The 25,961-nt window shown below is 67.7% G+C and carries 23 protein-coding genes and 9 pseudogenes; 9 read left to right on the top strand and 23 right to left on the bottom strand.

Going from position 1 to position 25,961, the window contains the following annotated elements; genetic code table 11:
- Positions 1-547 precede the first annotated feature (547 nt).
- From ACIRJP_RS03120 to ACIRJP_RS03100, 5 genes are all read right to left on the bottom strand, one after another.
- The gene (locus ACIRJP_RS03120; protein WP_404167545.1) at positions 548-1,021 is read right to left on the bottom strand and encodes an MnhB domain-containing protein; all 474 of its coding nucleotides are present in this window, start codon (positions 1,019-1,021) and stop codon (positions 548-550) included.
- Positions 1,022-1,149: 128 nt separating this feature from the next.
- Positions 1,150-1,440: a DUF4040 domain-containing protein gene (locus tag ACIRJP_RS03115; protein ID WP_404167543.1), complete on the bottom strand. Its 291-nt coding sequence runs from the start codon at positions 1,438-1,440 to the stop codon at positions 1,150-1,152.
- The gene (locus ACIRJP_RS03110) at positions 1,437-1,739 is read right to left on the bottom strand and encodes a monovalent cation/H(+) antiporter subunit G (protein ID WP_404167541.1); all 303 of its coding nucleotides are present in this window, start codon (positions 1,737-1,739) and stop codon (positions 1,437-1,439) included. The genes ACIRJP_RS03115 and ACIRJP_RS03110 overlap by 4 nt, the downstream gene beginning before the upstream one ends.
- Before the next feature lie 638 nt (positions 1,740-2,377).
- Complete coding sequence (locus tag ACIRJP_RS03105) at positions 2,378-3,430, bottom strand: SDR family oxidoreductase (protein ID WP_404167539.1); 1,053 nt, start codon at positions 3,428-3,430, stop codon at positions 2,378-2,380.
- Positions 3,427-3,678, bottom strand: a complete 252-nt coding sequence (locus ACIRJP_RS03100; protein ID WP_404167537.1) for a hypothetical protein — start codon at positions 3,676-3,678, stop codon at positions 3,427-3,429. The genes ACIRJP_RS03105 and ACIRJP_RS03100 overlap by 4 nt, the downstream gene beginning before the upstream one ends.
- Positions 3,679-4,305: 627 nt before the next feature.
- Here ACIRJP_RS03100 and ACIRJP_RS03095 point away from each other — a divergent pair.
- Positions 4,306-4,662 (top strand): hypothetical protein, encoded by a 357-nt coding sequence (locus ACIRJP_RS03095; protein WP_404167535.1) that lies wholly within the window; start codon positions 4,306-4,308, stop codon positions 4,660-4,662.
- Positions 4,663-4,859: 197 nt separating this feature from the next.
- Here the strand turns inward: ACIRJP_RS03095 and ACIRJP_RS03090 are convergent, their stop codons facing one another.
- Positions 4,860-5,768 carry a Rieske 2Fe-2S domain-containing protein gene (locus ACIRJP_RS03090; protein ID WP_404167661.1) on the bottom strand — a complete coding sequence of 303 codons (909 nt, stop codon included), beginning with the start codon at positions 5,766-5,768 and terminating at the stop codon, positions 4,860-4,862.
- 280 nt (positions 5,769-6,048) lie between these two features.
- Positions 6,049-6,774 (bottom strand): annotated as a pseudogene (locus tag ACIRJP_RS03085) (TIGR03557 family F420-dependent LLM class oxidoreductase); the annotation flags it as partial.
- Between the two features lie 244 nt (positions 6,775-7,018).
- On the opposite strand from ACIRJP_RS03085, the gene ACIRJP_RS03080 reads away from it, so the two are divergent.
- Both ACIRJP_RS03080 and ACIRJP_RS03075 read left to right on the top strand, forming a co-directional pair.
- A complete protein-coding gene (locus ACIRJP_RS03080) occupies positions 7,019-7,462 on the top strand; it encodes an HD domain-containing protein (RefSeq protein ID WP_404167533.1) in 444 nt (147 codons plus the stop codon).
- A gap of 54 nt (positions 7,463-7,516) precedes the next feature.
- A complete protein-coding gene (locus ACIRJP_RS03075) occupies positions 7,517-7,699 on the top strand; it encodes a hypothetical protein (RefSeq protein ID WP_404167531.1) in 183 nt (60 codons plus the stop codon).
- Positions 7,700-7,883: 184 nt separating this feature from the next.
- Here ACIRJP_RS03075 and ACIRJP_RS03070 read toward each other — a convergent pair whose 3' ends face one another.
- The 7 genes and pseudogenes from ACIRJP_RS03070 to ACIRJP_RS03040 all read right to left on the bottom strand — a co-directional run bounded on the left by ACIRJP_RS03070 (position 7,884) and on the right by ACIRJP_RS03040 (position 13,589).
- Entirely contained in the window at positions 7,884-8,744 is an 861-nt protein-coding gene (locus ACIRJP_RS03070) for a phosphotransferase (protein WP_404167659.1), read from the bottom strand.
- A 432-nt stretch (positions 8,745-9,176) separates the two neighbouring features.
- The gene (locus ACIRJP_RS03065; RefSeq protein WP_404167529.1) at positions 9,177-10,250 is read right to left on the bottom strand and encodes an SRPBCC family protein; all 1,074 of its coding nucleotides are present in this window, start codon (positions 10,248-10,250) and stop codon (positions 9,177-9,179) included.
- A 6-nt stretch (positions 10,251-10,256) separates the two neighbouring features.
- Positions 10,257-10,949, bottom strand: coding sequence for a histone protein (locus ACIRJP_RS03060; RefSeq protein WP_404167527.1), 693 nt, complete (start codon positions 10,947-10,949; stop codon positions 10,257-10,259).
- 1,206 nt (positions 10,950-12,155) lie between these two features.
- Positions 12,156-12,695: an HAD hydrolase-like protein gene (locus tag ACIRJP_RS03055; RefSeq protein ID WP_404167657.1), complete on the bottom strand. Its 540-nt coding sequence runs from the start codon at positions 12,693-12,695 to the stop codon at positions 12,156-12,158.
- Positions 12,692-12,862: pseudogene (locus tag ACIRJP_RS03050) on the bottom strand (cytochrome P450); the annotation flags it as partial. The pseudogene ACIRJP_RS03050 and the gene ACIRJP_RS03055, both read right to left, overlap by 4 nt.
- A gap of 34 nt (positions 12,863-12,896) precedes the next feature.
- Positions 12,897-13,220, bottom strand: a pseudogene (locus tag ACIRJP_RS03045) (cytochrome P450); the annotation flags it as partial.
- A gap of 96 nt (positions 13,221-13,316) precedes the next feature.
- A complete protein-coding gene (locus tag ACIRJP_RS03040; RefSeq protein ID WP_404167525.1) occupies positions 13,317-13,589 on the bottom strand; it encodes a hypothetical protein in 273 nt (90 codons plus the stop codon).
- Between the two features lie 989 nt (positions 13,590-14,578).
- On the opposite strand from ACIRJP_RS03040, the gene ACIRJP_RS03035 reads away from it, so the two are divergent.
- The 3 genes and pseudogenes from ACIRJP_RS03035 to ACIRJP_RS03025 all read left to right on the top strand — a co-directional run bounded on the left by ACIRJP_RS03035 (position 14,579) and on the right by ACIRJP_RS03025 (position 15,360).
- The gene (locus ACIRJP_RS03035) at positions 14,579-14,776 is read left to right on the top strand and encodes a hypothetical protein (RefSeq protein WP_404167669.1); all 198 of its coding nucleotides are present in this window, start codon (positions 14,579-14,581) and stop codon (positions 14,774-14,776) included.
- Positions 14,734-14,900: pseudogene (locus tag ACIRJP_RS03030) on the top strand (IS630 family transposase); the annotation flags it as partial. The gene ACIRJP_RS03035 and the pseudogene ACIRJP_RS03030, both read left to right, overlap by 43 nt.
- A gap of 82 nt (positions 14,901-14,982) precedes the next feature.
- Entirely contained in the window at positions 14,983-15,360 is a 378-nt protein-coding gene (locus ACIRJP_RS03025) for a nuclear transport factor 2 family protein (protein ID WP_404167523.1), read from the top strand.
- Between the two features lie 71 nt (positions 15,361-15,431).
- Here the strand turns inward: ACIRJP_RS03025 and ACIRJP_RS03020 are convergent.
- The 6 genes and pseudogenes from ACIRJP_RS03020 to ACIRJP_RS02995 all read right to left on the bottom strand — a co-directional run.
- Positions 15,432-15,824, bottom strand: a pseudogene (locus tag ACIRJP_RS03020) (transposase); the annotation flags it as partial.
- A 371-nt stretch (positions 15,825-16,195) separates the two neighbouring features.
- Positions 16,196-17,209 carry a BtrH N-terminal domain-containing protein gene (locus ACIRJP_RS03015; protein ID WP_404167521.1) on the bottom strand — a complete coding sequence of 338 codons (1,014 nt, stop codon included), beginning with the start codon at positions 17,207-17,209 and terminating at the stop codon, positions 16,196-16,198.
- A complete protein-coding gene (locus ACIRJP_RS03010) occupies positions 17,206-18,012 on the bottom strand; it encodes a MerR family transcriptional regulator (protein WP_404167519.1) in 807 nt (268 codons plus the stop codon). The genes ACIRJP_RS03015 and ACIRJP_RS03010 overlap by 4 nt, the downstream gene beginning before the upstream one ends.
- 160 nt (positions 18,013-18,172) lie before the next feature.
- Positions 18,173-18,874: pseudogene (locus ACIRJP_RS03005) on the bottom strand (MFS transporter); the annotation flags it as partial.
- Between the two features lie 596 nt (positions 18,875-19,470).
- Entirely contained in the window at positions 19,471-20,631 is a 1,161-nt protein-coding gene (locus ACIRJP_RS03000; protein WP_404167517.1) for a PP2C family protein-serine/threonine phosphatase, read from the bottom strand.
- 468 nt (positions 20,632-21,099) lie between these two features.
- A pseudogene (locus ACIRJP_RS02995) lies at positions 21,100-21,804 on the bottom strand (MBL fold metallo-hydrolase); the annotation flags it as partial.
- A gap of 71 nt (positions 21,805-21,875) precedes the next feature.
- On the opposite strand from ACIRJP_RS02995, the gene ACIRJP_RS02990 reads away from it, so the two are divergent.
- On the top strand, positions 21,876-22,073 hold the full coding sequence (locus ACIRJP_RS02990) for a hypothetical protein (protein WP_404167515.1): 198 nt from the start codon (positions 21,876-21,878) through the stop codon (positions 22,071-22,073).
- Between the two features lie 147 nt (positions 22,074-22,220).
- Here ACIRJP_RS02990 and ACIRJP_RS02985 read toward each other — a convergent pair whose 3' ends face one another.
- Positions 22,221-22,964, bottom strand: coding sequence for an ArsR/SmtB family transcription factor (locus ACIRJP_RS02985; RefSeq protein WP_404167513.1), 744 nt, complete (start codon positions 22,962-22,964; stop codon positions 22,221-22,223).
- A gap of 126 nt (positions 22,965-23,090) precedes the next feature.
- Here ACIRJP_RS02985 and ACIRJP_RS02980 point away from each other — a divergent pair, with 126 nt between their 5' ends.
- Together ACIRJP_RS02980 and ACIRJP_RS02975 are read left to right on the top strand one after the other, a co-directional pair.
- Entirely contained in the window at positions 23,091-23,633 is a 543-nt protein-coding gene (locus tag ACIRJP_RS02980; protein ID WP_404167511.1) for a GNAT family N-acetyltransferase, read from the top strand.
- Between the two features lie 355 nt (positions 23,634-23,988).
- A pseudogene (locus ACIRJP_RS02975) lies at positions 23,989-24,218 on the top strand (IS1380 family transposase); the annotation flags it as partial.
- Positions 24,219-24,273: 55 nt separating this feature from the next.
- On the opposite strand, the gene ACIRJP_RS02970 reads toward ACIRJP_RS02975, so the two are convergent.
- The gene (locus ACIRJP_RS02970; protein WP_404167509.1) at positions 24,274-25,101 is read right to left on the bottom strand and encodes a PhzF family phenazine biosynthesis protein; all 828 of its coding nucleotides are present in this window, start codon (positions 25,099-25,101) and stop codon (positions 24,274-24,276) included.
- Between the two features lie 115 nt (positions 25,102-25,216).
- A pseudogene (locus tag ACIRJP_RS02965) lies at positions 25,217-25,857 on the bottom strand (fumarylacetoacetate hydrolase family protein).
- Between the last annotated feature and the right edge of the window lie 104 nt (positions 25,858-25,961).

The following is a 25,961-nucleotide window of genomic DNA, read 5'->3' as shown; positions in this document are numbered from 1 at the left end:
AGCTCACCGTTCCACAGCGGGCGACCGAGAGCGTGTCAACACGCGTGCGGTGTGGCTGTCAGGTGACGAGTCATCGGCTGCTCCCGCCGGGCTCTGCCCTTCTTTGGGTCCGGCGGGGGAACACATTGCTCGATCGAGGCACACGACCTGCGTACCCGCTCCTGCACGTACCCGCCCGCCCCGGGTGGCCGTGCCGCAGGTAGCCGACCGGCACCTACGGGGTCTCCGCCAGGCGCGTGGAGCCGGGCGAACCATCCGGCCGGACGCGCTCGCACTGCGTCAGAACCGGAAGTGGGACTATTGAGACGTGGGGCGTTCCCGACAGGGCGCCGACACGAAAGGAGGCTCCCTGAGTCCGAGTTCTACCGCCGTGACCGGCCAAAGAACGCCAGCCTTCCCGAGGCCCGGCCCCGTGGAGGCGGACCCGGAGATCCGTCTCCCCGACACCGGTCTCCGTGGACATGAATCATTGTGATCGTTCATCATCGTGCTGGCGGTCGCCAGCGTGGTGCCGCTGGTAGTGATAACCGGGCGAAGTCGTGCTCGGTCAAGGCGACGGAGTGCCCGTAACACCTCCGACAACGCCGGTGATCAGACCCGCGAAGCCGAGCGCAGTGAAGGCCCCGGCGCCGACCGCGTCCAGCGCGTCGAGCAGCGCGAGGGGGCGGACCCGGCGCAGCACCTTGTAGTCAGCGGTGAGGTAGGCGAGATGGAGGCCGGTCGCCAGGATGACCCCGCCCTGAAAGCCGCCACCGGGGCTCAGCTGACCGTGGGCGACGATATTGACGCCGGTGAGCAGTGTGACGGGCAACAAGGCGGCGCCCAGCAGCCGGACCGATGGCAGGGCGCGGCTCGGCTCTGGCCGTCTGGCCTCCTCGTCGCGGGCCCGGCGAAGCAGCACCACTGCTCCCAGTACTGCCCCGAACAGAATGGACTCCTCACCGAGTGTGTCCAGCGCCCGCTGGTCGAAGTTGACGGACGATACGACGTTGGCGGTGCGGTGGTGGAAGGAGGCGCTCACCGCGCGCTCGCCGTAAGGATGGTTCGAAGTCCCGAAAGGCGGCAGGCCGTAGCAGGCCTGTGAAGGCAGCAGCGAAGACGCCGGCCGCTACGAAGAAGAGCCGGAGCCTGACGGTCCTGGTCATGCCGTCACTCCCGCTTCTTCTCGTCGTGAGGGGCCTTTCGCCCGCCGCAGCGCACCTTGCGGACCGTCAGGAGAATGAGCAAGGGCGTGATCGTGGTGCCCACGCCGAGTTGCGACAGCGCCACATCGGGAGCCTGGACAAGCAGGAACAGCAGCGCGAGGCAGATTCCGAGCACGGCCAGCACGCAGGCTTGTCGCACCGGGTCGCGGGTGAGGACCGCAGCGGTCGCCGTCAAGGCGACCAGGGCAAGGGCCACAACAATCAGGAAATCCACGGCTCCGGGACCGATGTTCACGTCGGAGGTCCGTTCTCCACGAGCCCTTCTTCCTGGGCGGAGCTACGGCCGATGGCCATGGAAGTGACGGGGCCGGCAGTTGCTGAGAGAAGGGCGATGAACAGGAGCTTGATGGCAGTGCGCCCCGCTCCCGTTTCGAGCGCCAGCGCCAGGGCGATCAGCGGAAGCCCCAGGGACGTGGCCGGAGCGAGTGCGTGCAGCCGCGCGTACGGGGCCGCCAGCACCACGAGGGACAGCGCAGACAGCAGCAGCACGGCCACCCCACAGCCGAGCAGGACCAGGGCGCTCAAATGCCGCATATCCATCACCCGTTCCGGCTCCCTGGCTCCTGACCATCGGGTACCGGTTGGTCCTCGCCGACCACGAACCGGGCAAACACGAGGGTCCCGGCGGGGGCCAGTACCGCCAGGACGAAGGCCAGGATCAGCCCAAGGGCCGCTGCCGCGGACCAGCCACGAAGGCGCCGACGATGCCCAGCAGTACCGCGCGCCGACCACGACGGCGACCCTGGTGACCATCGGGTGCACGGCGACGGCGTACTTCTTGCGCGCGGCACGATCAGATAGTCCTCGGCGATCCGGAAGCCCACGTAGAAGGCGACGGTTGCCAGGGCCACCGGGAGGGATACCGCGACCCAGGCTGACGGCGATGAACAGCGCGAGAGTGGTCAGAATGAGGATGTCGCTGATCCGCAGCGCAGCGTCAATCAGCCGGTAGGCCAATACCGCGCCGTGGCCCGGGCCGATGCCGGCATCGAACCACGAGCGCGGCGACGGCCCGACGGGGACCGCTGCCTCGTCTGCGGTTTGCCGAACACACGATCCTCCCGCGCAGTTTCGGTACGACATATCGGGGCTGCCGCCGTGGACTGCGGCGGTCCCGGACCCGGCTGGCGCCGTTCGCCGCGGGCATGAGGCGCTTGCCGGGCCGGCGTTCATCAAGACCGGCGCGCCGGCCGAGGAGGTCGCCGCCTTCCAGGGCGGCGGAGCCTGCGGCTACCTGCCAGGGCGGTTGCGGCCCCGAGTGCCGTGCCCAGAGCCAAACCGGAAGCGAGCCCGGGATGGTGAGAGAACCACATTTGCGCAGAGCGGTCGTGGGCCTGGTCATCGAAGGCCCCGTGGGCGCCGTGGTCGTGCCCGTCGGCGCTGTCGACGGGGTACCACAGATTGTGCGGACGGTTGGGGTTGTCCGGTTCGGCGGTCTGCTGAGAGTCGAATCCGGTGCGGGCCAGGTACCGGTCGATGAGTCCGGGTGCGATCTTGTTCGCCAGGATTGTCAGGGCAGTGGAAGCGCCGACGTAGTACTGCTTGCGCCCGGGGTGATCTGCGGCGTACAGGACGCTCCTGGCTGCCACTTCGGGCTGGTAGATCGGCGGGACCGGCTGCGGGCGGTGTGGCAGCCGGGACAGTACCCAGGAGAACTGTGGGGTATTCACCGCCGGCATCTGCGCCACGGTGATGCGCACGTTACTTCCGCTGTGAATCAGTTCGGTGCGCACCGAGGAAGTGAAGCCGTTCACGGCATGTTTGGCGCCGCAGTAGGCCGATTGCAGGGGGACGGCGCGTGAACCGAGGGCGGATCCGACCTGGACGATAGTGCCGTGGTCGGTCGGCAGCATCCGGGCCAGTGCGGTCCGGGTACCGTTCACGACGCCGAGATAGGTCACTTGTGTAACGCGTTCGTACTCCTGCGGAGTGATTTCGGTGAATGGCGCGAAGACCGAGGCGAAGGCGACGTTGACCCATACGTCGATCTGCCCGAACGCCTCCTGAGCGGCGTCCGCCGCGGCGTCGATCTGTTGATGGTCCGCGGTGTCTGCCGGTACGGCCAGTGCCCGGCCGCCTGCCGCCTCGACTTCGCGTGCCGCCGCGTCCAGGCCGGCTTGACCGCGGGCGACCAGTACGACGTCTGCGCCGCGCGCGGCGAACAGCCGGGCGGTGGCCCGGCCGATCCCGGCGCTCGCTCCGGTGATGACGACGGTCTGCTTCATGGTGTCCTCTCTGTCCCGCCCGAGCGCTGGTTGGTCCGCCAGGGAATGGCCAGCCGGGTCACGGTTTCCAGCAGCAGTGCTTGGACGAATGCCTGGGGCAGGTTGCCGCGCAGTTGCCGTTGGGCGATGTCGTATTCCTCCGCGTACAGGCCTGCGGATCCGCAGGCGGCGCGGTTGTGTTCGAACCAGCGCAGCCCGTCTGCCTCGTGGCCCTGTTGGTGTTCCGCAGGGCCATCACGTAGCCGCACAGCAGGAAGGCGCTCTCGGCGACCTCGAGAGGCCGATCGTCGTGGCGGAACCTATAGGCGTAGTAGCCGTTCGTGAGGTCCCTACTGTGCGCGTGCAGGGTGTGTACGGTGCGCGGGTCGTCGGCGAGCAGCGCGCCGCGCAGGAGCGGCAGCAGCAGTGCCCCGCCCCTGCTTGGGGCCCGGCGGCGTGAACGGCAACTGGCCCTTCCGGTGGTATGCGGCAAGTGCGTCCAGTACCGGGGCCTTCTCATGGTCCATGAATCGCGCGTTCCCCCTGCCCTGCGAGGAAAAACGGCCCGGCCGGAGTACCACCCCCTGGTGAACGGCAAGCGGCCCAGTCGCCGGGCCGCAGCGGTGGAGCGGGAAGCCTCCCGACACGCGGCGCCAAGAGAGCAGGGTTCGGACCGCCTCCCCGCCCGAGCCGTGCGTCGCGACCGGTGCCCAGTGCCAGGGCGAGGTGACGCCTTCCTCGACTTCCATGAGCCGCAGATCGACGTACGAGACGAGGCACGCGGCGGGGGTGCCGCCCAGGTAGTGCGCCACCTCGCGGACAACCCTGTACGCGGCCCACTTGCGCGCGGCTCGCGAACCGCAAGACCTTGGCAGTGAGGTCGTTCCGTTGGTTTCGTGCAGGTGCTCATTGAGGTTGCTGCTGCGGCCATCGTGCCACTGCCTGTCCTGGCGACGGGGCAGCAGCCGGTCACCAGGGTGGCGGCTGCGCAGCGCCCTGAGCACGGGGCGCCTCTGCGCGCCCGCCGCCGCTGCGATCCGCTGTCGGCCGGGCTTTCCGTTGTCCGCCCCGGCCCGGCGGCTGGTGTGCGCCTGAGGCACGGCCTATCGCCGTCTCGGGCGCAGGCCCTGTCAGGATGCGAGGAGGTCGGTGAGGTCGTCGGCGTGTTCCTCCTCCTCTTCGAGGATGGATTCGATGAGGAGTCGGGTCGTGGTGTCGTGATCGCCAAGCCAGTTCGGGCGATCTCCTGGTAGGTGGAGGTGACGATGCGCTCGGCCAGCAGGTTGTGCTCCAGCATCGCCTTCAGATCCTTCTCGTCCGGCGCGGTGTAGTCGGTGTGAGCGCGCCGGACGAGTGTCGCGGGGCCGAAGTCCAGGGCGATCCGCTCGGCGGACCGCATTGCATCGCAACCGCCACGGCTGCGACGGTCCGTCGGTTCGGCGCGGGGTGCTCAGCCGGCGCCGGGCAGGCGCGCCTGCAGATTGCCCTCGCCGTCTGTGCGGGTGTCGAAGGTCGGCTGCGGGGCGGTGGCCGGGCCGCCCACGTTCCAGCCGTCCGAGAGACGGAACACGCTGCCGTGCCAGGGGCACGTCACGCAGCCGTCGGCGACCTCGCCTTCCGAGAGGGGGCCGGAGAAGTGGCTGCACCGGTCGGCCAGGACGTGGAAGACGTCGTCGGATTCCCTCACCACCAGTACCGGCACCTCGCCCACCATCCGGCGCACCCCCGTACCGGTGACGAACTCCTCGCGGCGCCCGAGCGTGTGCCAGCCGTCCTCCACCAGGTGGAGGACGGCCTCCGTCTTGTTCGCGCCGGCGGCCTGCCGGTAGGCGAGGTGGCCGCCGAGCGCGGCACCCGAGCCGACTGCGGTCAGTCCGGCGAAGCCCAGCGCGCGCCCAAGCCCGCCCCGGCCGCGCGACCGGGCGGTCCAGGACGCGCCGTACAGGCCCACCGCGGCGGCGATCGAGGCGGCGTGCAGCAGACCGGTGCGCATCTGCTGCTCGTGCTGCTCGGCCCAGTCGACCCAGCCCGTCCACACCGCCGGGGCGGCGCTGACGACGCCTACCGCGACGAGCAGGCGCGCGGCACGCTCAGAGCCGGGCACGAGGTCGAGAACGCCCGCGGCGATCCACGCACCGACCGGAATCTGGACCAGGGCCGGATGCAGCGGGTGGCCCAGGGGACGACCGTGCAGCACACCGCGCAGCCGCCCCAACGGCAGGCCCTGGACGGCGCGCTTCAGCGGCTCGGTGACCGCGTCGAGCTCCTCGGCACCACTCACGGCGTCGAGCACCTTCAGCGTCCGGATACCAATGCCGTCATCGCCGTCCGAGCGCGCGGCGGCGGTGATACGGGCCATGAAGGTTCCCATGGGGATCACACTGCTCTCCTTCCTGCATCAGCGCCGCCCGGGCTGGGCCGCACGGCGTACGCGAGCCGACAGCTGCATCAGCCGCAGCGGCGGGCCATGGATGTGTAGGCCGGCCACACACCGCCCGGGGTCAAGGCCCGGCCGGGAGGCGAGGACGGCGTCCAGGGCGGGACGGCTGCCCCCCGCGCGGGCCGCACCGACATCGCCCGCGGTCAGTCGCCCGCCGCAAACGACAACCGCAAGTCACCTGACGCGATGAAAGCAGAGGTCAGCCATGCAGGGCGGGCAGGACCAGTTCTCGGTAGGCATCGAAGAAGACCTCCTGGCCCGGGCCGATCTGTCCGACGTAGACCTCGTCGAAGCCGGCCCGGGTGTAGGCGCGCACCGTCTCCACGTGTTCATCCACAGCGTCGCCGCAGGTCACCGTGTCGGAGACCATCTCGCGGGTGACCAACTCGCTGGCCTGCTCGAAGTGTGCCGGGGTCGGCAAGACCTGGGCGAGTTCGCCGGGCAGCAGCTCGGTCGGCCACAGCCGGTGCACGAGATCGACGGCCTCCTCCCGGTTGCTGCTCCAGCACACCTTCACCCCGCCCGCCACCTTCTTGCCCGCGCCGCCGCTGTCGCGGAAGGTGCCCACGAGGTCGGCATCCGGCATCATGGTGACGAAGCCATCCCCGATCCTTTCGGCCAGCTCGGCGGCCTTCGGCCCGAACGCGGACACGTAGACCGGTAGCGGCTGGTCAGGGGCGGTGTACAGGCGGGCGTTTTCCACGGTGTAATGCGGGCCGCAGTGGCTGACCTGCTCGCCCGTGAACAGGCTCCGCATCACCTCGACCGCTTCTTCCAGCATCTCGGCCCGCGTCTCGAACGAGGGCCACGCATCACCGTGGATGTGCTCGTTCAGCGCCTCACCCGTTCCGACGCCGAGAGCGAAGCGCCCGCCGAGCAGCACGCTGGAGGTGGCTGCGGCCTGCTGACGGGCGATGGCCGCAGGACCCCCGTCCCCGAGTTGCCAGCCCAGCTTCAGTCCCGGGCTAGCAGGTCAACGTCCGATTCGGGTCGCGGGCCTTCACCAAGGCGCCCCGCGTCCCTCGAGCGCCGAAGGCAGTTCCCTCTGCCCCGGCACTGTGCACACCCCACGAATGGCCGGTCGCGGGACTACGAGTACACAGTTTCGGACCACGGCGAAAGCAGCCGCGAGGGAGCGGCGGAGGCTCGGTGCCCGTATGGTCATATCTATGCTTACGCTCGACCAGATCGAGGCGATCGCCCGCGAAGGCCACGCGCATCAGAGGGACGAAGGGGGTCATCCCTACCTGGAGCATGTCCAGGCAGTGGTCGACGGGGTAAGGGAGCGGGGTGGCTCCGACGAACAGATCGCCGCCGCCTGGCTGCACGACACGATCGAGGACAACGTTCTCTCCCGCGAGTGGCTCGACTCGGCCCAACTTCCGCAGGAGGTTAAGGATCTGGTCGACGCAATGACCAAACGCCCGGGGGAGGGCGACGCGTCGTACACGCAGCGGATCCTTGCCACCCCGGGCGCCCGCCTCATCAAGGAGGCCGACCTCGCCCACAACTCCGACCCGGACCGGCTTGCCCTGCTCGACGAGCCGACCCGGTCCCAGCTCGGCGAGAAATACACAAGGATGCGGCGGCTGCTCGACCTGCAGGAGCCGTAATGGTTCCTCTGCGTTGCTCGCGCGGCCTTCGGACAGGGAATCTTCAAACGCCGCATGATCTTCGAATGGGGTATCGGTGGTGACCAGGGAGCGTTGGGTTTGGCGCTCCAGTTGGCCTGGCTGAGCGGTTTTGGTGAGGCCATGGAGCTGGGGAAGCCCGGGCGCGGCTCGGTCTTCCGCCCACTGCTCCATAGATTGCGCAATCTGGTACCGCGCGCGGCCGCCACCTTGCCGTAGGCGGTTCTTCGCCCGTCTGCAGAGCCGAAGGACCTGGGTGGCTGGCTGGCCCAGGACTACGTCGACGACGAGCCGACGGAAAGTTCGGTGACCCGTGGGGTTGACGAGGTCCGGCATGGGGTTTGCAACGGCGACAGTCTCGCCGCTTGGTTCCTTGCCGCTTTCACGTGACCTTCGGCGATTTCTACAGACCATCCAGCCGCCTGGTCACCGTGTCGAGCGTCGGCCAAGGAGAACCCTCGCGCAACAAGCGCAGGAATTCCTCTCCGAATCGCCTCCCATTCGGAAACTGGTCGCCAAGCTCCCAGCGCCACGCGGCGACCATCGCGATAACGAGCTGCCGACACTCGTCCAGCAGCCCTTGGTCAACGCTTGGGTAGTGCTCGCAGACCGCCTCGGGAACATGGGCAAGATCGAACTCGACGGGTCCACGGCAGCATGTCTCAAGGTCGATGAACAACGGGCCGTTCCTCGTGCTGAGCACATTGCCTGGATGCGGCTCGCCGTGGAGCAGCTGCTCCACGGCGCCGCGGTCGTCGATCGCTCGTCGCAGACTTGCCAGCCTGCCGCTGAGGAACACGCGGTCCGCGTCGGTGAGCTCCGGCGAGCGATCCGGGTCGGCGACAACTTCTTCCGCCTCCGTGATCCGGTCCGTGAACCTCGGACTCGGCATCTCGACCTGGCGCATGACAGCGTGCAGCTGCTCCAGCGCCTTGGCGTAGCCGACCGGTGAGGTGGGAGGTGTCACAGGCTCGTAGTAGGTCCACAGCGTCACCGCGAAGTCATCGCGCGTGTACACACGCGGGTCTGCCCGAGGCTCCAAGGGACACACCGGGCATCCGGCGTCGGTGAGCCGCTGGGCGAGATCGACTTCGAACTGTGCAACCTCTTGTCCCACAGGGGCGACCCGGGCAAAGACGTCGCATGGTGTCAGCCGCAGTGCCAGCTTGTTCGAGTTATGGAGAACGATTGCATCGTCGGCTGGCAGGTCAAGCGATTCGGCGACCGAAGTCGCAGCCGCGATCGCACGCGTGACGTCCGTCATATCCACCCTCGAATCTTGGCATAGATGAGCGAGGGCGATGCCAGCCAGCGTGGCCAGGTGCCAACTGTCATGGCCCGGCATAGTGACGCAGGTCACTCAAAGTTCAACGACAATCGCTCAAACTTCGCTGCAGGAGGTCACACTCGCCGGTGGAGGAACCTCGGCGACGTCAGCGTGCTCCGGATTCCCGAGCGCACCAAACTGGCGGATTCCAGAGCCCGCGGCGAAGGGCGGGATGAGGCGTGATCGAGGCCGTCACCTCACGTACGCCGTCGCGCGGAAGCCGAACGGAAGCTGATGTGGCGGTCGGCGTGAGCCCAGTATCCGATCTCCACACTGTGGCCAGTCGGGATTGTACTCGCGGTTATCGGGGGCTGGTGGATCTCGGGGTCCCTGGGGCACGCGGTCGCTGATCGAAGGCACTGCTCGACGTCATTCTTCTTCGCCCTCAGGCTCGTCCTCGTAGTCTTCGTCCTCGTATTCATCTTCGTCCTCGTATTCATCTTCGTCTTCGTCCTCGTCTTCGTCTTCGTCTTCGTCTTCGCCCTCGTCTTCGTCTTCGTCTTCGTCTTCGTCTTCGTCTTCGTCTTCGTCTTCGTCTTCGTCTTCGGGATTGTCGCCCTCAGATTTCTCCCTGTATTCCTCTTCCTCGGACTCCTCGCCTTGTGCGTCCTCCTGTTCGGCGGACTCTTCTTCCATGGCGTCTTCGTGGGACACGACGACTTCACTGTCCCGGATCTCACCTCGCCAGCCCTCAGGCTCCTCTTCGGCGAGAGTGACGTATCGCTGAAAGTTCTTGAAGTCGAGGCGCATCCGACGCCCTTGTGCGCGCCACAGGTTGCCTGTCTTCTCGAAGAACCCGGAAGGGTAGTACTCCACAACCAGGACAATTCGAGTGAGACTGGGTGCCAGTTCATGGAAGCTGACCGCACCACGGGTAGTCCCCTTGGCTCCCTCGGAGGTCCAAACGATCCGGTCGTCGGGAATCTGTTCCTGGACAGTCGCTTTGAAACCGCGCGAGGAAGGGCCGATTTTTACCTTCCAGTCACTGGACATCTCATCGCTCTTCGAGACGTCGCGAACTCCCTTCGCAAAGCTGCTGAACTGGTCGTACTGCGTCCAGTGGTCGTACGCGACACGCAGGGGCACTCCCACATCGAGAACCTCGATAATGTTCATGACCTTGCTGCCGCTCGACTTGCGTTTCCCCCTTCCGCCGCCGAACACTCCCTTGGCCTTCTCCACGACTTCATCCTTGACGCCCTTGACTTTCTCTCCGACGAACGCCTTCAGCGGAGAATCGCCTTGGAGAATACGGGAGCCGATCGCAGCAAGTGATCCACTCTCGCCCACATCGGTGAGCTGACCAGCGACATCGGTCAGTTTGTCGCCCGCCTTCTCGGCGAGCCTCTCCACCTGTGCACTGAGGAAATTGGACGCCTCTTCGCGAAGCCGGTCCGCACCCGACATTTGTGCCGTGGGCCGGTCTGTTTCCGTCCTGGTCATGACTGGCTACCTTCGACGATCGGCATGCTTGGACGCTGCTCGCTTCGACGATGTCGTCTTCCGGGCAGCCGTCTTCTTGGCCTGAGCAGTCTTCTTCTTTGGCGGGGCCGCCTTCCGGGCAGCAGACTTCTTGGCCGCACGAGGCTTCTCTCCGTGGGGAGCGGCCTTCTTGCGTGCCGCGCCTTCTCTGGGCTGGGCGCGAGTCCGGCGCCGCTTCGACTGCTTCTCTTCCTCTTCAGGTTCCTCCTCTTCCTCAGCCTGGCCCCCTTCGTACTCGGTCTCCGGCTCTTCCTCTTCAGGTTCCTCCTCTTCCTCGTACTCCGGGCCTCCCTCTTCCGGCTCGTACTCCTCCTCGTCCCCCTCTTGCTCTTCTCCTTCATCCTGCTTCTCATCGAGCCGGGCCGTGCGGTCGCTGATGGCGTCAGCCAGCGAACTCATGCCCCGGTCGGCGACGGCAGCCACCGCCTTACGGCCTGCTCCGAAGACTTCCCCTTTCAGCTGTTCCTGCAGTTCGGCAAACTGGGGAACCTCTCCGAGTCTGCGCATCCCGGCGGCGGCAATCTGTCGGGGCTCAAGGCCGAATCGCCTCCCTGCCAGATACGTCGCAATTGTCAGTGCCAGCCGACCCTTCTTCGTCCGGCCCAGCACGTAGCCGCCCACTATTGCGGCCGCGAGGGTAGCCTTGGCTCTGTCATCCATGAGTGCGTCACCTTCGGTCGTTCACTGCGGGGCCGGCCTAGGCAATCGACCAGCCTTCCCTCTTCCCGGATTCGAAACCCCCTTCGGGTCGATATTTCCGCCTTCAATTTCCCGGTTCAGAACAGCAGGTTTCGCACGGAGCACCCCTGAGTCGCACAGTTCGTATTCGGCCGCGTCGCTGAGTTCCCGCCATCCCGATCAGACTGTGGACCGGTGCGATGGTGAGCGTGAGCAGTCCCATGGTCAGACTCCGGCGGCCTGAAGGAGTGCCCGCAGCGGCAAAGAAGTTGCAACATGGCAGCGGGCCCCTGACGTTCTTCTGCCATGCATTCAATTCTGATCGGTATTGGGCGCTTCGCACCTTGAGTGGAGCTAGACCATGGCCCAGCACGTGCGTCTATACGTGCCACGCGACGGCTCCGCCTGTCGTACGTGGCGTAAGGAGCCAGCGCACAAGCGGAACTAGCACATCGCACCCAAAGAGTGCGACCCTTTCCTCGGCATCACCCAGGCTCGGACCGCACTTCGCAAGCGCAGAACCGCTCACGGAGACGCCAGACGGATTCGCACGTTATAACTCCCGTGGCCACGACGACGGAGCCCTCCGCCACAATCATTGGACGCGCTGTCGCCGACGGTGGCTCTCAGCGGCGAGCTGCCCCGTGCAGGTGCCGGCGCAGCTGTGCGCGCAGGCAGAGAGACACTCGCGCCGAGCCGCCGCAGGAAGTCGGCAGCATCCCAGGTGATCAGGGCGTCCTGGCGGGAGAGGTACAGGTCCCTTGTCGATGCCGAACTGTTTGTCGTAGTCGAGCAGGAGGTGCCCGGCGAGCTGGTAGATCTTCTCCAGCCCGCAGTTCTGGACGGCGAGATCGTCGCGCTCGACCGTGAGGGGCGCAGTGACTTCGAGCGGCTGCAGTTCCGCATGGGCCTGACCTCGGCGGCGAGCGTCTGCTTGGATCCGCAGGGACAATGTCTCCAGCCGCGATCTGGCTGTTCTTCAGCGGCAGCACCGGAGGAAGATGCCCGCGATGAGGAGGCCGGCGCTCAGGCATACCGAGGCCGGCGCCTCACCGCTGAACCGCCGGATACGGATCGCGTTCACGTCATACCCGGGCCGACCCGGCGTTGCTGCCCCACCTCTTGGGAGGGGTCGTCTCGAAAGCGGCCCCGGTCTGGTTCATCGCCAGGGTTGATGCCGGGTGTCGATCACGTCCATGCCTGCGGATACGGCTGCCACGATGCCGTCGTCGGTGTTCTCGTGTGCGAGGCAGCATGAGGCGTGATGCCGAGGAGCCGGGCGGCGTGCAGGTAGCCGTCCGGGGCCGGCTTGGTCCGCGGGGTTTCCTCGCGGCCAACTACGGTCCACGGCAGGTCGTGGACGCCCATCGCCTCCAGGCCGTGGCGTACGACGTCGCTGTAGTTGGCGGAGACCACGGTGATGGCCGCGTGGTCTGCCGCGTTGCTTGCGGCGATCGAGCGGATCCGGTCGGTGTGGGCGAACCAGTATGTGCGGGCTGCTTCGGCGAATGTGTCCTGCGGAAGGTCGGGCGGCCTGATCCCGAGCCGCCTGCGTAGTTGGGCGGCGGTGAATACGGGTTCGGAGGCGATCCACGCGAGGGACACGGTGATTCTGTGGGCGGCCAGCGATGCTTGGACGGCGCGGTGGTCGAGGTCGGCCGTGTCGGCGAGGGTGCCGTCGAAGTCGAAGGCACAGGCGGCGTACTGGGTGTCGCGGCCATGGGTCACGGGGTGAACTCCACGGGTAGTTCGGCCAGGGCGTGTACGACGCGGGGGTGATGGGGGGCGGTTTGGGCGGGGTGGGCTGCCAGTCTCGGGTCGGGGAAGTGGCGCAGCATGGTGGTGAGGAGGATGCGCAGTTCGATGCGGGCGAGTTGGTCGCCTGGGCAGTGGTGGGGACCGTGCCCGAGGCTTGAGGTGTTTGGCGGCGTTGGGGCGGTGTGGGTCGAAGTGGTCCGGGTTGGTGAACCTGTCGGGGTCGCGGTTGGCGGCGGGTAGGTGCAGGACGATGCGGTCGCCGGTCCGGATGTGCTGGCCGACGATGGTCAGCGGCTCTCGGGCGACTCGTAGTAGGCCGAATTGCAGTACGGTCGCGTACCGCAGTGATTCCTCTGCGACGCAGTCGACCAGGTCTCCGGCGATGCCCTTCTCGATCAGTGGGTGGCCAGGGGCGAACTCCCATACAGCCAGCAGTGCCAGCAGGTGCGCGGCCACGTAGTTCTCCCAGACTGGCGCGCGGCTGGAGCCCAGCATGGCGATCAGTTGCTCTCGTTCCTGATCGGTGATCTGTGAGGCCGATCCCAGGCCGTGGACCACCAGGATCCGCGCACTCAGCATGATCATCCCGATTTAGGCGACCGTGTTGTCCTCGGCCCGTCCCGCCGTCGGAACGGGCCGGAGCATCGACGGCTCGAACCGGCCCGCTCCTGTGACGGCCAGGTAGACGTCGAACAGCAGACGCTTGCGAGCAGTTGAGAGGTGCTCGAAGCCTGCCAGCAGTTCACCTCCGACCACGTCGGCGTCCGCCACCTTGCCGTGCAAGGCGCCCTGGGCCACAGCCGTATCGAATGCGGTGGTCTGCGCACCCGGCGCGGACAGATACACGGCCAGGCGTCGTACCATCTGCGGATGACTGCCTCTGCGCCGTAACAGACACCAGTAACAAGGACGATTCGAGCGTGCGGCTCGCGCACGGCGCCCGCACCGCCCCGCAACTGCCGACGGCCGCGCCCAAACGCATGGACAGCCGCTGTTTCGCGGCCAGCAGGCCGAGCGGATCCGGCTCGGACATTCGGGCTGTGGGCAGTTTGGTCGTGCCGGCTTCATCCGTCGTCATCGTCACACGCTCCCGGCCGGGGACGACACCAGGACACCCCGGGTTCTCGATATCGCTGCGCGCCGACACCCCTGATGCCTGTCGCCACCGTGAGGAGGCGCCGACCTCACCGGTCGAGTCGACGTTCTCCTCACATCGTCCCTTCCGGCGAGAAGCGTGCCGGGCGATTCCATGCTCACCCGGAGCCTGCGCTCTCTGCACAGAAACACACAAAAGAGCATCACATGACCGATTCATCTGCTACAGCCCAATTCAATGGGCCTCGGTCGGATACCAGCAGTCTCCAGCAGTGAGCGATGACTTGCGAAGACGCTCAGAGCAGCGGACGTCAGGACCCGCCGGGTCCCGCCACCCGCCTTGGGGGCGGTGCGGGAGGTGCTTGGCGATGTTCTGGGCGGCGCACGGGCCGGTAGACGTTGTCGATGCGTTCGAGGCTGGCTTTCGGGGTCGGCGTTTGCCGGTCCACCAGGCCTTCACGGTGCGGCCGGTGACGGTCTGGACATCGACACCAGTACAGGCAGCTTCGACGGGGCACCGCAGTACTTCACTTCCCTCGGTGGCACCGGAACCCACTGGGCGGTGACGGGGTACACCGCCATCTACAGCCCCACCGCCACCGGGTTCAGGGTCTACGCCCAGCACAGGGACGGAACACCGCTCACCGTGCAGCACGCCACCCAGTACGGGTTCTTCATCAACTGGTTCGGTATCGACAACCCCTGGCCGTGCGAGAGGCACGCGGCAACCGTAGGAGAACCCGGGAAAGAGGAACGATATGGCGACTCTCCGCGTCGGCGCGGGCAAGACCGCGCCGGGTCAGGGGTGGCAGGCCTACCAGCCCGTCCCTGGCGTCATCTACATCGACGTCGACACCTCAGCGGCACACTTCGAGGGCAATCCCACCTACACCACATCCCTCAGCTCCACCGGCGGCTCCTGCTCCGCAAGGAGGGCGTCTCCTTTCAACGCCTGAAGTCCTGGAAAACTCCCGCGATCCGGACTACGCAGCCAAGAAAGCCCGCGTCGGGCATCTCTACGCGATCGCCAACGGTGAGGTCATGGCCGAGGACGGCGAGCCCGAAGTCGTTTTTTGCCTAGTCCTCTGACCGGGAAGGTTCACCGTGATCGGAAGGCGGCTCGTGGGACGAGTGCACGCGAAACGTCTGGTATTACTGAGGCATGCAGGAAGAGACCGCACGCTCCGCGATCGACACGTTCATCTCCGCGTTCAACGCCTCGGACGACAGCTATGTGACTGCCCTGCTCTCCCAGGCCCTGACCTCAGACGTGGTCTTCTGGGGGCCGTTGGGTCGCAGCGAAGGAATCGCGGCGGTCGAGCGGTTCGTGCTGGACATCCGACGTCACCCGGCGGGGACCGGCACGATGGTGCGCTGCTCAGCGGTGGACATGCCTGACGAGTGGGCCCGGTACCAGTGGGTCTTCACCACGCCTGATGGAGGCCCCCGCCTGGCGGGAACGGACGTCGTCCATATGCGACGGAGCCTCATCGACCAGGTCATCGTCTTCGCGGGGGAGATCGAACCGTCCGCCTCCTGAGTCATCCTTCTTGCGCTGTCCTTCTCCTGAACTTGCCCCGTCGGCGTTCGGTGGCTGCTGTTCGCGGTTGGTCAGGCCGCGGTGTTGAAAGGGCGTCCGCCCCAGCGAATGCCCTTTTCGCTGCGGGTGCGGGCGCGTTCCTTGCGTTGGGCGGCGAGTACATCGGGGTGGCGGGCGTCGGTGTTGCGCCAGCGCAGGTAGCGGCGCAGAGCCTGGGTTCGCGCAGGGTGGTGGGAGTTGGCCAGGGTGAACTGCCGCAGCTGGCCGAAGTGGGCCTCGATCGGGTTGGCCCAGGAAGCGTAGGTCGGGGTGAAGCACAGCTCGACCTTGTTCTTCTTCGCCCAGCGGCGGATGCCCGCGCCGGTGGGGGCGGAGAGGTTGTTTGGGACGATGTAGATCGAGGCGGCGCGGATCGACTTGAGCGCGGCCAGGGTGTTGGCGGTGCCCTTGCAGCGACAGTCGACGAAACGAGTCACTCGACGACGGGGACGGGGACCGACAACTCCGCGGCGCGCCCCCGCACGCACCCCTGCGCCAGGAACGTGCGAGCGCATTGCGGCTAGGAACTGTCCGGCCGACACTTCGCGTCCGCGATCCCCGGGTTTATGACCTCGCCGTCCTCCGAGCCACGAGGCAGCACCGTCGTCCACAACTCGGTGAGGAGGCCGTGCGCCTCTTCCTCACCAGCCCGGGGCCTTCGGCCCGGCAGGAGGGTGTGGGCGAGGCCGTGGCAAGCGATGTTCGAAGAGGCCCGGTGGCGGTACTCCGCGGGCTTCTGACGTTCCCGCAGGGCGATCTTCAGAATTCGAGATTCGAAAGGCGACCTTGAGGGCTGTCAGGGCTGGATCACTCTTGGCGTCTCACGCCCCAGGCAGCTCAGTGCCTGCATGGCCTCTCGCTCCAGACGTGAAAGGTCGCCGAGGACCGAGCCGGCCTGGGCGAGGCACTGCGCATCGCCCGATTCGCCGGCTTTCTTGATCAGTGCTGCCGCTTCCGTCCACAGGCCGGCTGCCTCGGTGTACAGCGCGTGGCCGGTGCGCAGATGGCTGCTGTCGAGCAGATCGGTGCATTCGGCGAGGAAGTCACGGTAGAGGTTACGGAACAGGGCGCCGCCGGTGCCGGCCTTCTCCATCATGAGGGCAGCCTGTGGCAGATCTCGCTGCGGGGCGTCGGTGCGCTGGAACCATCCACCCACCAGCTTGCCCGCCTTCTCAATGCCTCGGTGACCGAGGTTGGCAATGGGCGGGTTGAGGAAGGCATCGGCGCAGGCCGTGATGGCGGGGATGATCCGGCCCTGTGGGGAAGGCGGGTTCCTCGGTACGGTGAGAGTGAAGGAGCGGTGCTTGGCGGTCATCGGGCCCCGCGCGGCCCTGGCCTGGGCGAGGCTGGTCCGGCTGGTGGATACCTCTCCGCCTTGCTGGTCGGTGTCCATCAGGTAGGCGTTGTGGTCGTCGTAGCCATACATGGCCACGACGTGGCCACCGAAGTGGACCTCCGAACCGAAGTAGTCCAGGTAGTAGCTGTCGAGCTGCAGCCCGACCGGGCGGCCGGCGTCGATGGAAGCCACCACGTTGTCCCATGCCTTGCGCGGAGAGGTGGTTTCCTGGACCAGGAGCCCCAGCCCGAGTCCGGTGGCCAGTTTTCTGGTGAGATCGAAGGGCTTGACCCGTCCCCCGAGGAAGGGGAAGCCCATGCTCTTGCCGTCCCAGTAGATGAAGGACAGACCGGATCCGAGGCCGAACAGCATGGGCTCGGACAGATCAAGTCCTTGGTGCCGCAACAGCACCCCCAGGGCCGTCGTCTCGCAGTGCCGCGTACCGCGGGCATCAATGTCTATCAACACAGTCATGCCATGCTCTCCTGGATGGGGATGATCAGCCGCGTCATCAGTTCTTCTTGCGGTGCCTCTGCCGGTCCGACGAGATACGCCTCGCGTACCGGTGCTTGCGGGCGCAATCCGCACTCGTGGATGGCAGCGAAAAGCGCGTGGTAGGCCAAAGGCAGTTGCGCGTAGGACCCAATGTGCATGGTCTGAGCGACGAATCCACCGGGCAGCACCTCAAGTTCCAGGCCGGGCGTGCCTTGTCCCTGCGAGGTCTGCGCTCCGACGGTGATCTCCATCCGCTCTTCCAGATCCAACGGGTACAGCCCCCACAGCGGCGGCTCCCACGCGATTCCCGCCTTACCGAGCACGGGCAGCAGTCTGCCTACGCACTCCTCGAACTTGCCTCCGATCCCCGCAGGGGTGCAGACCGCCCGCACCACCACCAGCCGTCGCTCCGGCTCTCTGTTCACCGTCACCTCATAGCCGGGCAGACCACCCTCCGCCAGCCGCTCCAGCATCTCCAGTCGGGCCTGGTCCCTGCTGATCCGCTCGGCCAGCCGGTCCCGCTCAGCGCGCAGGAGCTGCGCCCTGCGCTCAGGCTCGGCACCCAGCGCCTTGGCGATCAAAGCCAAGGGAAGGTCCATCTCACGGAGCAGGGCGATGGTCAGGGCATCACGCGCCTGTTCGGGTGCGTAGTAGCGGTAGCCCGAGCTGACGTCTACGCGGACCGGGGCCAACAGTCCTATTTCGTCGTAGTGCCGTAGCTGCTTGACGCTGAGGCGGCACAGGCGGGCGAAGCGCCCGATGGTGAGAAGTTCGTCTTGCACACCATCATCGTGGACTCTCCCACAGTGGGAGAGTCCAGCGCTTCCTCAACGGGCTCAAGGACGTTCTATTCGCTACGTCATCATTCTCGGGCATACGGGTCATGCATGGGGCACAGCCCCCGGTCCTGGATTACGGTCTGCGGCACTGCGACACCGCACCCGGCGTCATGGTCATGACCGCGACCATGACGAGCTGGGTGAGGACCATGACCAGAGCGCCGAGGACAACGCCTCCGCGGCCCTCGCTCGTGTCGGCGGCGTCGGCGGCGGCCGGGTTGGCGACGGCGTCGGCTTGCGCTTTCTTCGCGACGGCGCGGGCCGGGAGTAGCGGCTCGGGTCGCAGTCAGGGGGCGAGGACGAGCGCGGCCAACGCGTAGGCGATGCCGGAAAGGATGAAGGGGCCGGCGAGGTTGGGGATGCCGAGGTGCTGGGCGAAGGTGCCGGTGGGGGCGGCGAGGTTGGGTCCGGTGACTCCGCCGAGGGTGGTGGCGACCAGGACGGTGGAGATGGCCTGTGCGCGGTGGCCGGGGGCAGCGAGATCGGCCCCGGCGTAGCGGTCCTGGAGGTTGGTGGCGGTGCCGGCGCCGTAGACGAACAGGGAGAGGAACAGTAGGGCGGGGTTGTTGAGGATGGCGGCGATGATGACGCCGGCGGAGCCGAGGGCGCCGAGGAGGTAGCCGGTCGCGAGGCCGGGGCGGCGGGCGTAGGCCTGGGAGATGCGGCCGACGGCGACGGCGGCGAGCGCAGAGCCGGCGGTGAACAGGGCGCTGGGCAGCCTCGCGAGGCTGGTGGAGCCGAGCATGTCCTGGGCGAGGAGAGCGCCGACGGTGATACCCACGGCGAGCCCGGCGCCGCTGAACACCCAGGACGGATCGCGCTGCTCTTTCTCCGGCGGCCAGGGCTCCTTCGATGTGTCCGGCGTATTCGGTCGCCGTCTCGGTCGACGCCCGGTGCAGCCGCCCGTCGAGCGTCGGCCGCTTTTAGAGGGGGTGGCCGAAGAGCGAGGATCCGCCGCACCGCACTATCCCTGCCAACCGAGTGAGACATAACCATGGCGTCTCTCGAAGTCACCCTGCAGGTGACCCCGGACAACCGCGCCGCAGCCGCAGGTGTGTACGAGAAGTACGAGCAGCCCTTCCTCGACACCGTCCCGCACGAGAACTCCAGCGCCATCGGCTGGCACCTCGGCCACCAGGCCCACGTCGCCCACTTCATGATCCGTAACCTCACCGCGGCCGAGCCCAGCCCCGACCCGGAACTCGACGGACTCATGGACTCGGCCAACCCGGAGAGGTTCCGCGGCGCGCTGCCCACCGTCGAACGGCTCACCGCTGCCGAACGCGTCCACGCCCGCATCGGCGACATCACCGCCGGCAAGGTCGGCGCCCCCGCCCAACTGCGTCGTCGCCCACCACCTGCGGTCCTGTGGAGCGGCGCTGGTGCGACCGGGGTCCTTTCCTACGGCGTGGGGTGCCACTCGGCCATCACGATGGTGGCGTCGTCGGACATCTGGTGCTCCTGGTGGCGCTTGAGTTGCTGTAGGAGTCGGCGCAGGGCTTCGGGGGCGGGTTCGCCGACGGTCATGGCGCGGATGACGGTGTCGGCGAGGCGCTGTTCGCCGAAGAGGTCGCCTTCGGGTGAGCGGGCCTCTGTGACGCCGTCGCTGTAGAGCAGGATGCGGTCGCCGGGCTGGAGCCGGGCGCGGTGCGTGGTGGGCGGAGTATGGCTGTGGAAGTTCCAGCCCAGTGGCAGGTCGGGTTCGCGTTGGAGGATGTGCAGGACCTGTCCGCCGCGTACGAGCAGGGGCGGCGGGTGTGCGCAGTTGACCCAGGTGAGGGTTCCGTCCGTGACGTCGAGGTCGGCGATGATCGCGGTCATGAGCCGGTCGGTGAACCATTCGTCCAGGATCCGGTCGATCTCGGTGACGATGTCGGTGAGTCGGCCGCCGGAGCGGCGGGTGGCGCGGCAGGCCGCGAGTCCGGCTGCGCTCGCTCCGCCGGAGGCCAGGTCGTGGCCCATGGCGTCCAGAAGCACCAGATGCAGCCCGTTGTCGGTGAAGCTGTGGTCGAACGCGTCGCCGCCGACACTGTAGGCCGGCTCCAGCACGGCGGTCGAGGTCGCCTGGGCGGTGCCGATGGTGCGCGGCGGGAGGAACGCCCACAGCAGTTCGGCCTGGACGGTCATGGGCTGTCGGCGCTCGGCTTCCACGAGCAGGTCGCTGTAGGACGACTTGGACACGAGCAGCAGCGCGGTCACTGCGGCCAGTGCCTCGCAGTCGGCGACGGGCAAGTCGTGGCCACAGGCTTTGAGCACGCCAAGGCGCTCGACGCCGTCGACCATGGGGATCCACGCGGTCATGCCGTCCTGCGTCAGGTGCGTGCGCTCCATCCGGTAGGCCAGCCCGGCCAGGGACGAGTCGATGTCCAGCGTGGGCTCCCCGGCGGACACCGGCTGCGGCAGGGCGATGAGCCGCGTCTGCTGCAGGTCGGTGACGTATACACCGGTGGCCGTCAGGCCCATGGCCTGGCCGGCGTCGAAGACCAGGCGGGCAAGGTCGCGGCCTGAGATCAGCTGCGAGCGTGCCACCAGGTCGGCCAGGAAACTGTTGCTCGCCACCATGGGAAGGGCCTCCCTTCACGGGGAGCCAGGTACCGCCTGCGCGTCTTGCGCGGGCGGTCGGCGCTCTCTATCCATGAGAGTACCCACGACAGGCTCTGAACATGATCACGTCGTGCGCAGGCGGCGGTCGGCGGACGGTTCGGACTCGTGGGCGGCGGTCCAGCGCTGCATGCAGACCTTGCATGGATTTTACCCGGAACATTGCAGGTCCACGAGGTTACGCAGCCACCGGGACGGGCCCGTGGTCATCCTGTCTGTCCCTGGAGCAGCGGGAGTGGGCTGGTTGGACAGGGCTTGAGCGGCGTGCAGCACCCGGCCATGCTGCACCTCACTTCGCGACCGTGACGCCGTCGTCGGCCAGGAGCGACACGTCGTCACCGAAGGACCGCTCGGGCCTTCGCCCACTTCCACGAAACCGCGCCCCGCAAACTGCGATGCCATGCAGCCTGCGTCGTCTGCCGCCTGCTCTCAGTTCGGCCGGCCCCAGTCCAGGCGGTCGGCAAGGCCGGCGGCGCTGAAGGCGGTTTCCACCTCGTCACGGCCTTCGCTGAAGTGAGCCCAGCTGTCGTAGTGGGCCGGAACCACACGGCCGGCGCCGAGGATCCTGGCGGCCTCAACCGCCATGGCGCTGTCCAGGACGATCACCTGGCCGTCGAAAAGGCCGGGGAAGCGGGGGGCGCCGGCGAAGAGAATGGCGGTATCGACCGGAGCGAAGCGGTCGGCGATCTCCCGGACCGCGGCGAGCGAGGCGTTGTCGCCGCTGACGTAGACGGTGGGCAGGCCCTGGCCGGTCAGAACGAAGCCGACGACATGGCCGAGGATCGGCTCGACCGCCTCCCGGGCGACTGGGCCGTGGATGGCCGGGACACCGGTCACGGTGATCGTGCCGCCACCGGGGCGGTCCAGTTCGACGGACTCCCAGTCGGCCAGCCCCTTGACCCTCGCGCCCAACCGCTCGCCCAGGCGCTTGCCGCCGCTGGGCGTGGTCAGGGTGAGAGGAACATCGGCGAGCAGGGCCCGGCCGGAGGTGTCGAGGTTGTCCTCGTGCTCGTCGTGCGAGAGCAGGACCACGTCGATGGGGCCGAGGCCGTCGGGCGTCGCGGCAGACGGCGCGGTCTTGGCCAGAACCGGGCGACCGGGCTGATTGTGACCGTACTCGCCCGGGCCGTCGAAGACGCATCAAGGCGGCCCCCCTCGATCCCGATACCGCCAACTCCCTCTGGGTCACCGGCTGGAACATCGGCATGGCCGGCGGCTCCCTGCTCGGCGGCGTCGTCCTGGACGGCGCCGACTCGGGGGCACTGCCGTGGACGGCCTCCGCCCTGCTCACCGCCTCCTTGCTGACAGCCACGCTCGCCCGACGCGCTGGTTTCCCGTCCCTCAGCCGCATGCACGCCCGCGCACAGCAAGGCTCTGCCATCTCTGCCGCGCCCGAGAGATGAGGCGGGGCGCCCCGGCCGGGCGCGGGGAGGTACTGCCGCCGACGCCGTGTATCGCCGTGGCTTCATGGTGTACGGCGGGCGGAGAACTCCTGCCGAGTGTGTCTCCCGGGACGGATACCAGGGTTTCGCGCCCCGCCAGCGTCTGCGTTACCGACGGCCGCCCAGGGAGCTTGAGCCGGCCAGTTGCAGGCCCAGGTGGTCGTGGAACGCCCGGCAGCCGGTAGCGGTCACGGCGAGCGCGCGCGTCGTGCCGATCCGCGTGACCCAGCCGGCGGTGAGTGCGTGGCTGCACAGGGCGGCGCCCAGGGCCCCGGCCAGGTGGGGGCGGCGCTCGGTCCAGTCCAGGCACGCACGCACCAGCGGCCGGCGCGAGCAACTCGCAACGGTGATACCGACCTCGGCCAGCCAGGCCGTTCCCTCATCGGTCAGACCCGGCTCGGGCCCCCATGCCAACAGCCCGCGCGCGACCATCGCGTCAGTGATCGCCAGCGCAACGGATCCAGCCAGGTGGTCGTAGCAAAGCCGGGCAGTTGCGAGTGCCCGCCGGCGGCCGGAAGCCGACAACGATCGCGGTCGGGCGGCCTGCTGCGGGGCCAGCTCGGCAAGGCTCTCGATCAGCTCGATCACCCGCCGGTCGGCCACCCGAAGGTAGCGGTGGCGACCATGCCGCTCCTCGACGAGGAGTCCGCCGGTGACGAGCAGGTTCAGGTGCGATGTCGCGGTAGAGGGCGCGACCCTGGCATGACGTGCGAGCTCGCTCGCCGTCCACGCCCGGCCGTCGAGCAGCGCCAGACAGAAGGTAGCCCGGGTCCCGTCAGCCAGCAGCCTGGCCACGGCCGCCAGGTCCACACCCACATCCTGGCCTGCGCGCTCAATGTCCATATCCCCCATTGTCGCCGTCCTCGGTTCGGCGGCCGTCGAAGCGTCCACGCCTTAGCGTCGACGGATGCGCAGGGAACGCCAGCACGCCCTGCAGCTGCACCGGGCGCATGCCGCCGCTCACACTCTGGAGGAACAATGCCCGCATCCAACGCCACCGCCGGCGTGCCGCCGCGTCACGAACCCCGGACGGAGCTCGTTGCCACCGATGCCCCAATGCCTGCGGACGCCATGGTGATCTCCGACGGGCTGGACCGGTTCAACATCGAGAAGACGGGAGTCGACGACCGCAGACCGCTCGCCATCCTCGTCCGTGATCTCGAGACGCGCCAGGTGATCGGCGGACTCACCGGGCGCACCTCGCTCGGGCTGTTCTTCGTCGACCTCTTCTTCCTCCCGCCCGAGTTGCGTGGCAGCGGGCTGGGCGCGGAGATACTTTGGCAGGCCGAGGACGAGGCTCGCGCCCGCGGCTGCCGCGCGGCCGTGCTCTACACGATCACGTTTCAGGCCCCCGACTTCTATCGGAAACAAGGGTGGGAGCGCTTGGGAGAGGTCCCCTGCGATCCGCCGGGCACCAACCGCGTCTTCATGACCAAAGAGCTCACTGCACGGAGCCGCGACAGAGTTCCTCAGGCAACGCCGCGAACGTTGCCTGACACCGAGCCTCGACCCACCGGGTGACGGTTCGTCCAGTTCCTAAAAGTGGAGATGCACTCTGAACTGGGAAAACAGGTGTTCTCTGGGCTTCTGTTCAACCAGTTCGGAGGTACATCTCCGGGATGCGGTCTTCCACGCCGCCACGTGCGGTGTCCGCTGTGTTCGATGACCGAATCTGATCGCGCATGCCGGGCTGGTCCCGGTGGCGACTGGCCGAGAGGTGCGGGCTTTCGCGGCTTGTGACGCAGAAGATTAAGCCGAGCGAGGCGAAGAACGGCGCGGGCGCCGGAGCGGACGCCAAGGTCGCCGGCATCGTGGGCGGCATGGCCGCGGGCGCGGACAGCATCCCCAACGACGCCTGGCAACAATCAGTTACGCCACCGCAGTGCCCGGCCCCGCCCCCGACGCCGACCCCGAGACCGGCGACCTCATCTCCGATGCCGAAGTCGCCGAGATACCCGCATACACCGCTTTCGCGAGCCGGAAGAGAGCGGAGCGGGTCACTCCCCGGCTGATCGTGCGCCGGGTCCGTGACCTGGCCGAACCCGCCACCTGGGGTGATCAGGGCGAGCTGTATCCCGTCTGGCGCTACCCCCCTTCTTCACCGACCAGCCCGCCGCAGCCCGGCGGGTGAACATGTGGCCGATCCCTTGGAATCGGCCGGTCAGGCGTGCAGGGTTCCGTCGAGGATGGTGACCGCATACCCGGTGAGATGAACGCGGTCACCGCGCACGGCAGTCCTGACAAGCCCAGTGCGCGCGGATAGCTGCAGGCCGGTGAGCCCGCTGCGGCCGATCCGCGCCGACCAGTAAGGGGCCAGGGCAGTGTGGGCGCTGCCTGTGACCGGATCCTCGAGGATGCCCTCGGCGGGTGAGAAGAAGCGGGAGACGAAATCGTATTCCAGGCCGGACCCGGAGGCCGGGGCCGTGATGATGACGCCGCGCAGGCCTTCACGGCGGGTCAGGTCGGCTATCGCCTCGAGGTCGGGGGTCACGGCCCGGACGGTGGCCTCGTCGGGCAGGACGGTCAGCAGGTCACCGAGCGCACCGGTACGGAAGGCGGCCTCCGGCTTCACCCCCAGAGCCTCCGACAGGCCTGTCGGCACCGGGACCTCGGTGCCGGGCGCGGCCGGAAAGTCCAGGGTGATGCTGCCGTCCTCGTGTGCATGCGCGGTAAGGATGCCGCTGAACCGGCTACGGAACCGCAGCGCGCCGACACCCCCTCGCTCCCGCCGCAGCGTGTGCGCCGTGGCCAATGTGGCATGGCCGCACAGATTGGTCTCGACAAGAGGGGCGAACCAGCGAATCTCCCAGTCGGCGCTCTCGTCGCCGGGGAGCGGCCGCACGAATGCGGTCTCCGAGTGATTCATCTCGGCGGCTACCTGCTGCATCCAGGCAACTGCCGGCCACTCTCCGGCATCGAGCAGGCACACGCCTGCAGGGTTGCCTGCGAAAGGCCGGTCGGTGAAGGCGTCTACGACGTGGATACGCATCCCGCGACCATATCGGCGCCAATCACAGCCAGACCAAGTCCAATCCGAGGAAAGTGGACTGATTTGCAGTTCCGGTGCGCATCGTGAGCGCCCGGCGTGCGGCGCGTCCCGGCTGTCATGCGCCCGCACTCGCCCCTTCGGGGGCGGCCCTCACACGGCTGCGGAGCGTCCCGATGTGCTCGACCTCGACCTCGACGACATCGCCGGGGCGTAGATGGCGACCGGAGAACACGCCGGCGCCGCGAGGTGTTCCGGTGAGGATCACGTCTCCGGGTTCGAGGGTCTGATAGCGGGAGAGGTAGGAAATCAGCTCGGCCACGCCGTGGATGAAGTTGCTGGTGCGGTCGTTCTGGCGTACGTCACCGTTGACCCGGGTGCGCAGCCGCAGGTCGAGCGGCTCGCTGAACTCGTCCGGGTGACCAGGCAGGGACCGAGCGGTTTGAATGTGTCGAAGCTCTTGGCCACGCCGATGGACGCGGTCGGGTCGCCTGACATCGCGCGCTGCTGGATGTCGCGCGCGGAGACGTCGTTGGCGATGGTCAGGCCGGCGATGTGGCTCGCAGCCTCGGCAACGGAGACGGCACTCGCGGGCCGACCGATCACCACGGCCACCTCGCCCTCGTAGTCGACCTCGTCGGCTGCGACGGCCGGCAGGTGGATGTCGTCGCCCGGTGCGGTGACCGCGGATCCGGCGACCAGCTGGAAATTCGGCTCAGTGGGCAGGGTGATGTCGGGCCGCCCCATCGCGGCGAACATCTCCAGGGCCTCCGCCGCGTGGCTGCGGTAGTTGAGGCCCACGATCAGAATCTTTCCGGGCCGGGGTACGGGGGCGTGCACCCGGACCTCGTCGAGGGCGACCC

Origin of the sequence: Streptomyces sp. NPDC102437, from assembly GCF_044765565.1 — a bacterium.
GTDB lineage: Bacteria > Actinomycetota > Actinomycetes > Streptomycetales > Streptomycetaceae > Streptomyces.
The sequence above is the reverse complement of the archived record's forward strand: the minus strand, read 5'-3'. Positions and strand labels throughout refer to the sequence as shown.

Coding starts and splice junctions, on each gene's coding strand:
- ACIRJP_RS02980 (WP_404167511.1), top strand. CDS start 23,091: ATGCCCGCATCCAACGCCACCGCCGGCGTGCCGCCGCGTCACGAACCC.
- ACIRJP_RS03080 (WP_404167533.1), top strand. CDS start 7,019: ATGCTTACGCTCGACCAGATCGAGGCGATCGCCCGCGAAGGCCACGCG.
- ACIRJP_RS03090 (WP_404167661.1), bottom strand. CDS start 5,768: ATGGCCCGTATCACCGCCGCCGCGCGCTCGGACGGCGATGACGGCATT.
- ACIRJP_RS03025 (WP_404167523.1), top strand. CDS start 14,983: ATGCAGGAAGAGACCGCACGCTCCGCGATCGACACGTTCATCTCCGCG.
- ACIRJP_RS03000 (WP_404167517.1), bottom strand. CDS start 20,631: ATGGTGGCGAGCAACAGTTTCCTGGCCGACCTGGTGGCACGCTCGCAG.
- ACIRJP_RS03075 (WP_404167531.1), top strand. CDS start 7,517: ATGATCTTCGAATGGGGTATCGGTGGTGACCAGGGAGCGTTGGGTTTG.
- ACIRJP_RS02970 (WP_404167509.1), bottom strand. CDS start 25,101: ATGCGTATCCACGTCGTAGACGCCTTCACCGACCGGCCTTTCGCAGGC.
- ACIRJP_RS03065 (WP_404167529.1), bottom strand. CDS start 10,250: ATGACCAGGACGGAAACAGACCGGCCCACGGCACAAATGTCGGGTGCG.
- ACIRJP_RS03110 (WP_404167541.1), bottom strand. CDS start 1,739: ATGCGGCATTTGAGCGCCCTGGTCCTGCTCGGCTGTGGGGTGGCCGTG.
- ACIRJP_RS02990 (WP_404167515.1), top strand. CDS start 21,876: ATGGCCGGCGGCTCCCTGCTCGGCGGCGTCGTCCTGGACGGCGCCGAC.
- ACIRJP_RS03015 (WP_404167521.1), bottom strand. CDS start 17,209: ATGACTGTGTTGATAGACATTGATGCCCGCGGTACGCGGCACTGCGAG.
- ACIRJP_RS03060 (WP_404167527.1), bottom strand. CDS start 10,949: ATGGATGACAGAGCCAAGGCTACCCTCGCGGCCGCAATAGTGGGCGGC.
- ACIRJP_RS03070 (WP_404167659.1), bottom strand. CDS start 8,744: ATGACGGACGTCACGCGTGCGATCGCGGCTGCGACTTCGGTCGCCGAA.
- ACIRJP_RS03040 (WP_404167525.1), bottom strand. CDS start 13,589: ATGGTACGACGCCTGGCCGTGTATCTGTCCGCGCCGGGTGCGCAGACC.
- ACIRJP_RS03035 (WP_404167669.1), top strand. CDS start 14,579: ATGGCGACTCTCCGCGTCGGCGCGGGCAAGACCGCGCCGGGTCAGGGG.
- ACIRJP_RS02985 (WP_404167513.1), bottom strand. CDS start 22,964: ATGGGGGATATGGACATTGAGCGCGCAGGCCAGGATGTGGGTGTGGAC.
- ACIRJP_RS03105 (WP_404167539.1), bottom strand. CDS start 3,430: ATGAAGCAGACCGTCGTCATCACCGGAGCGAGCGCCGGGATCGGCCGG.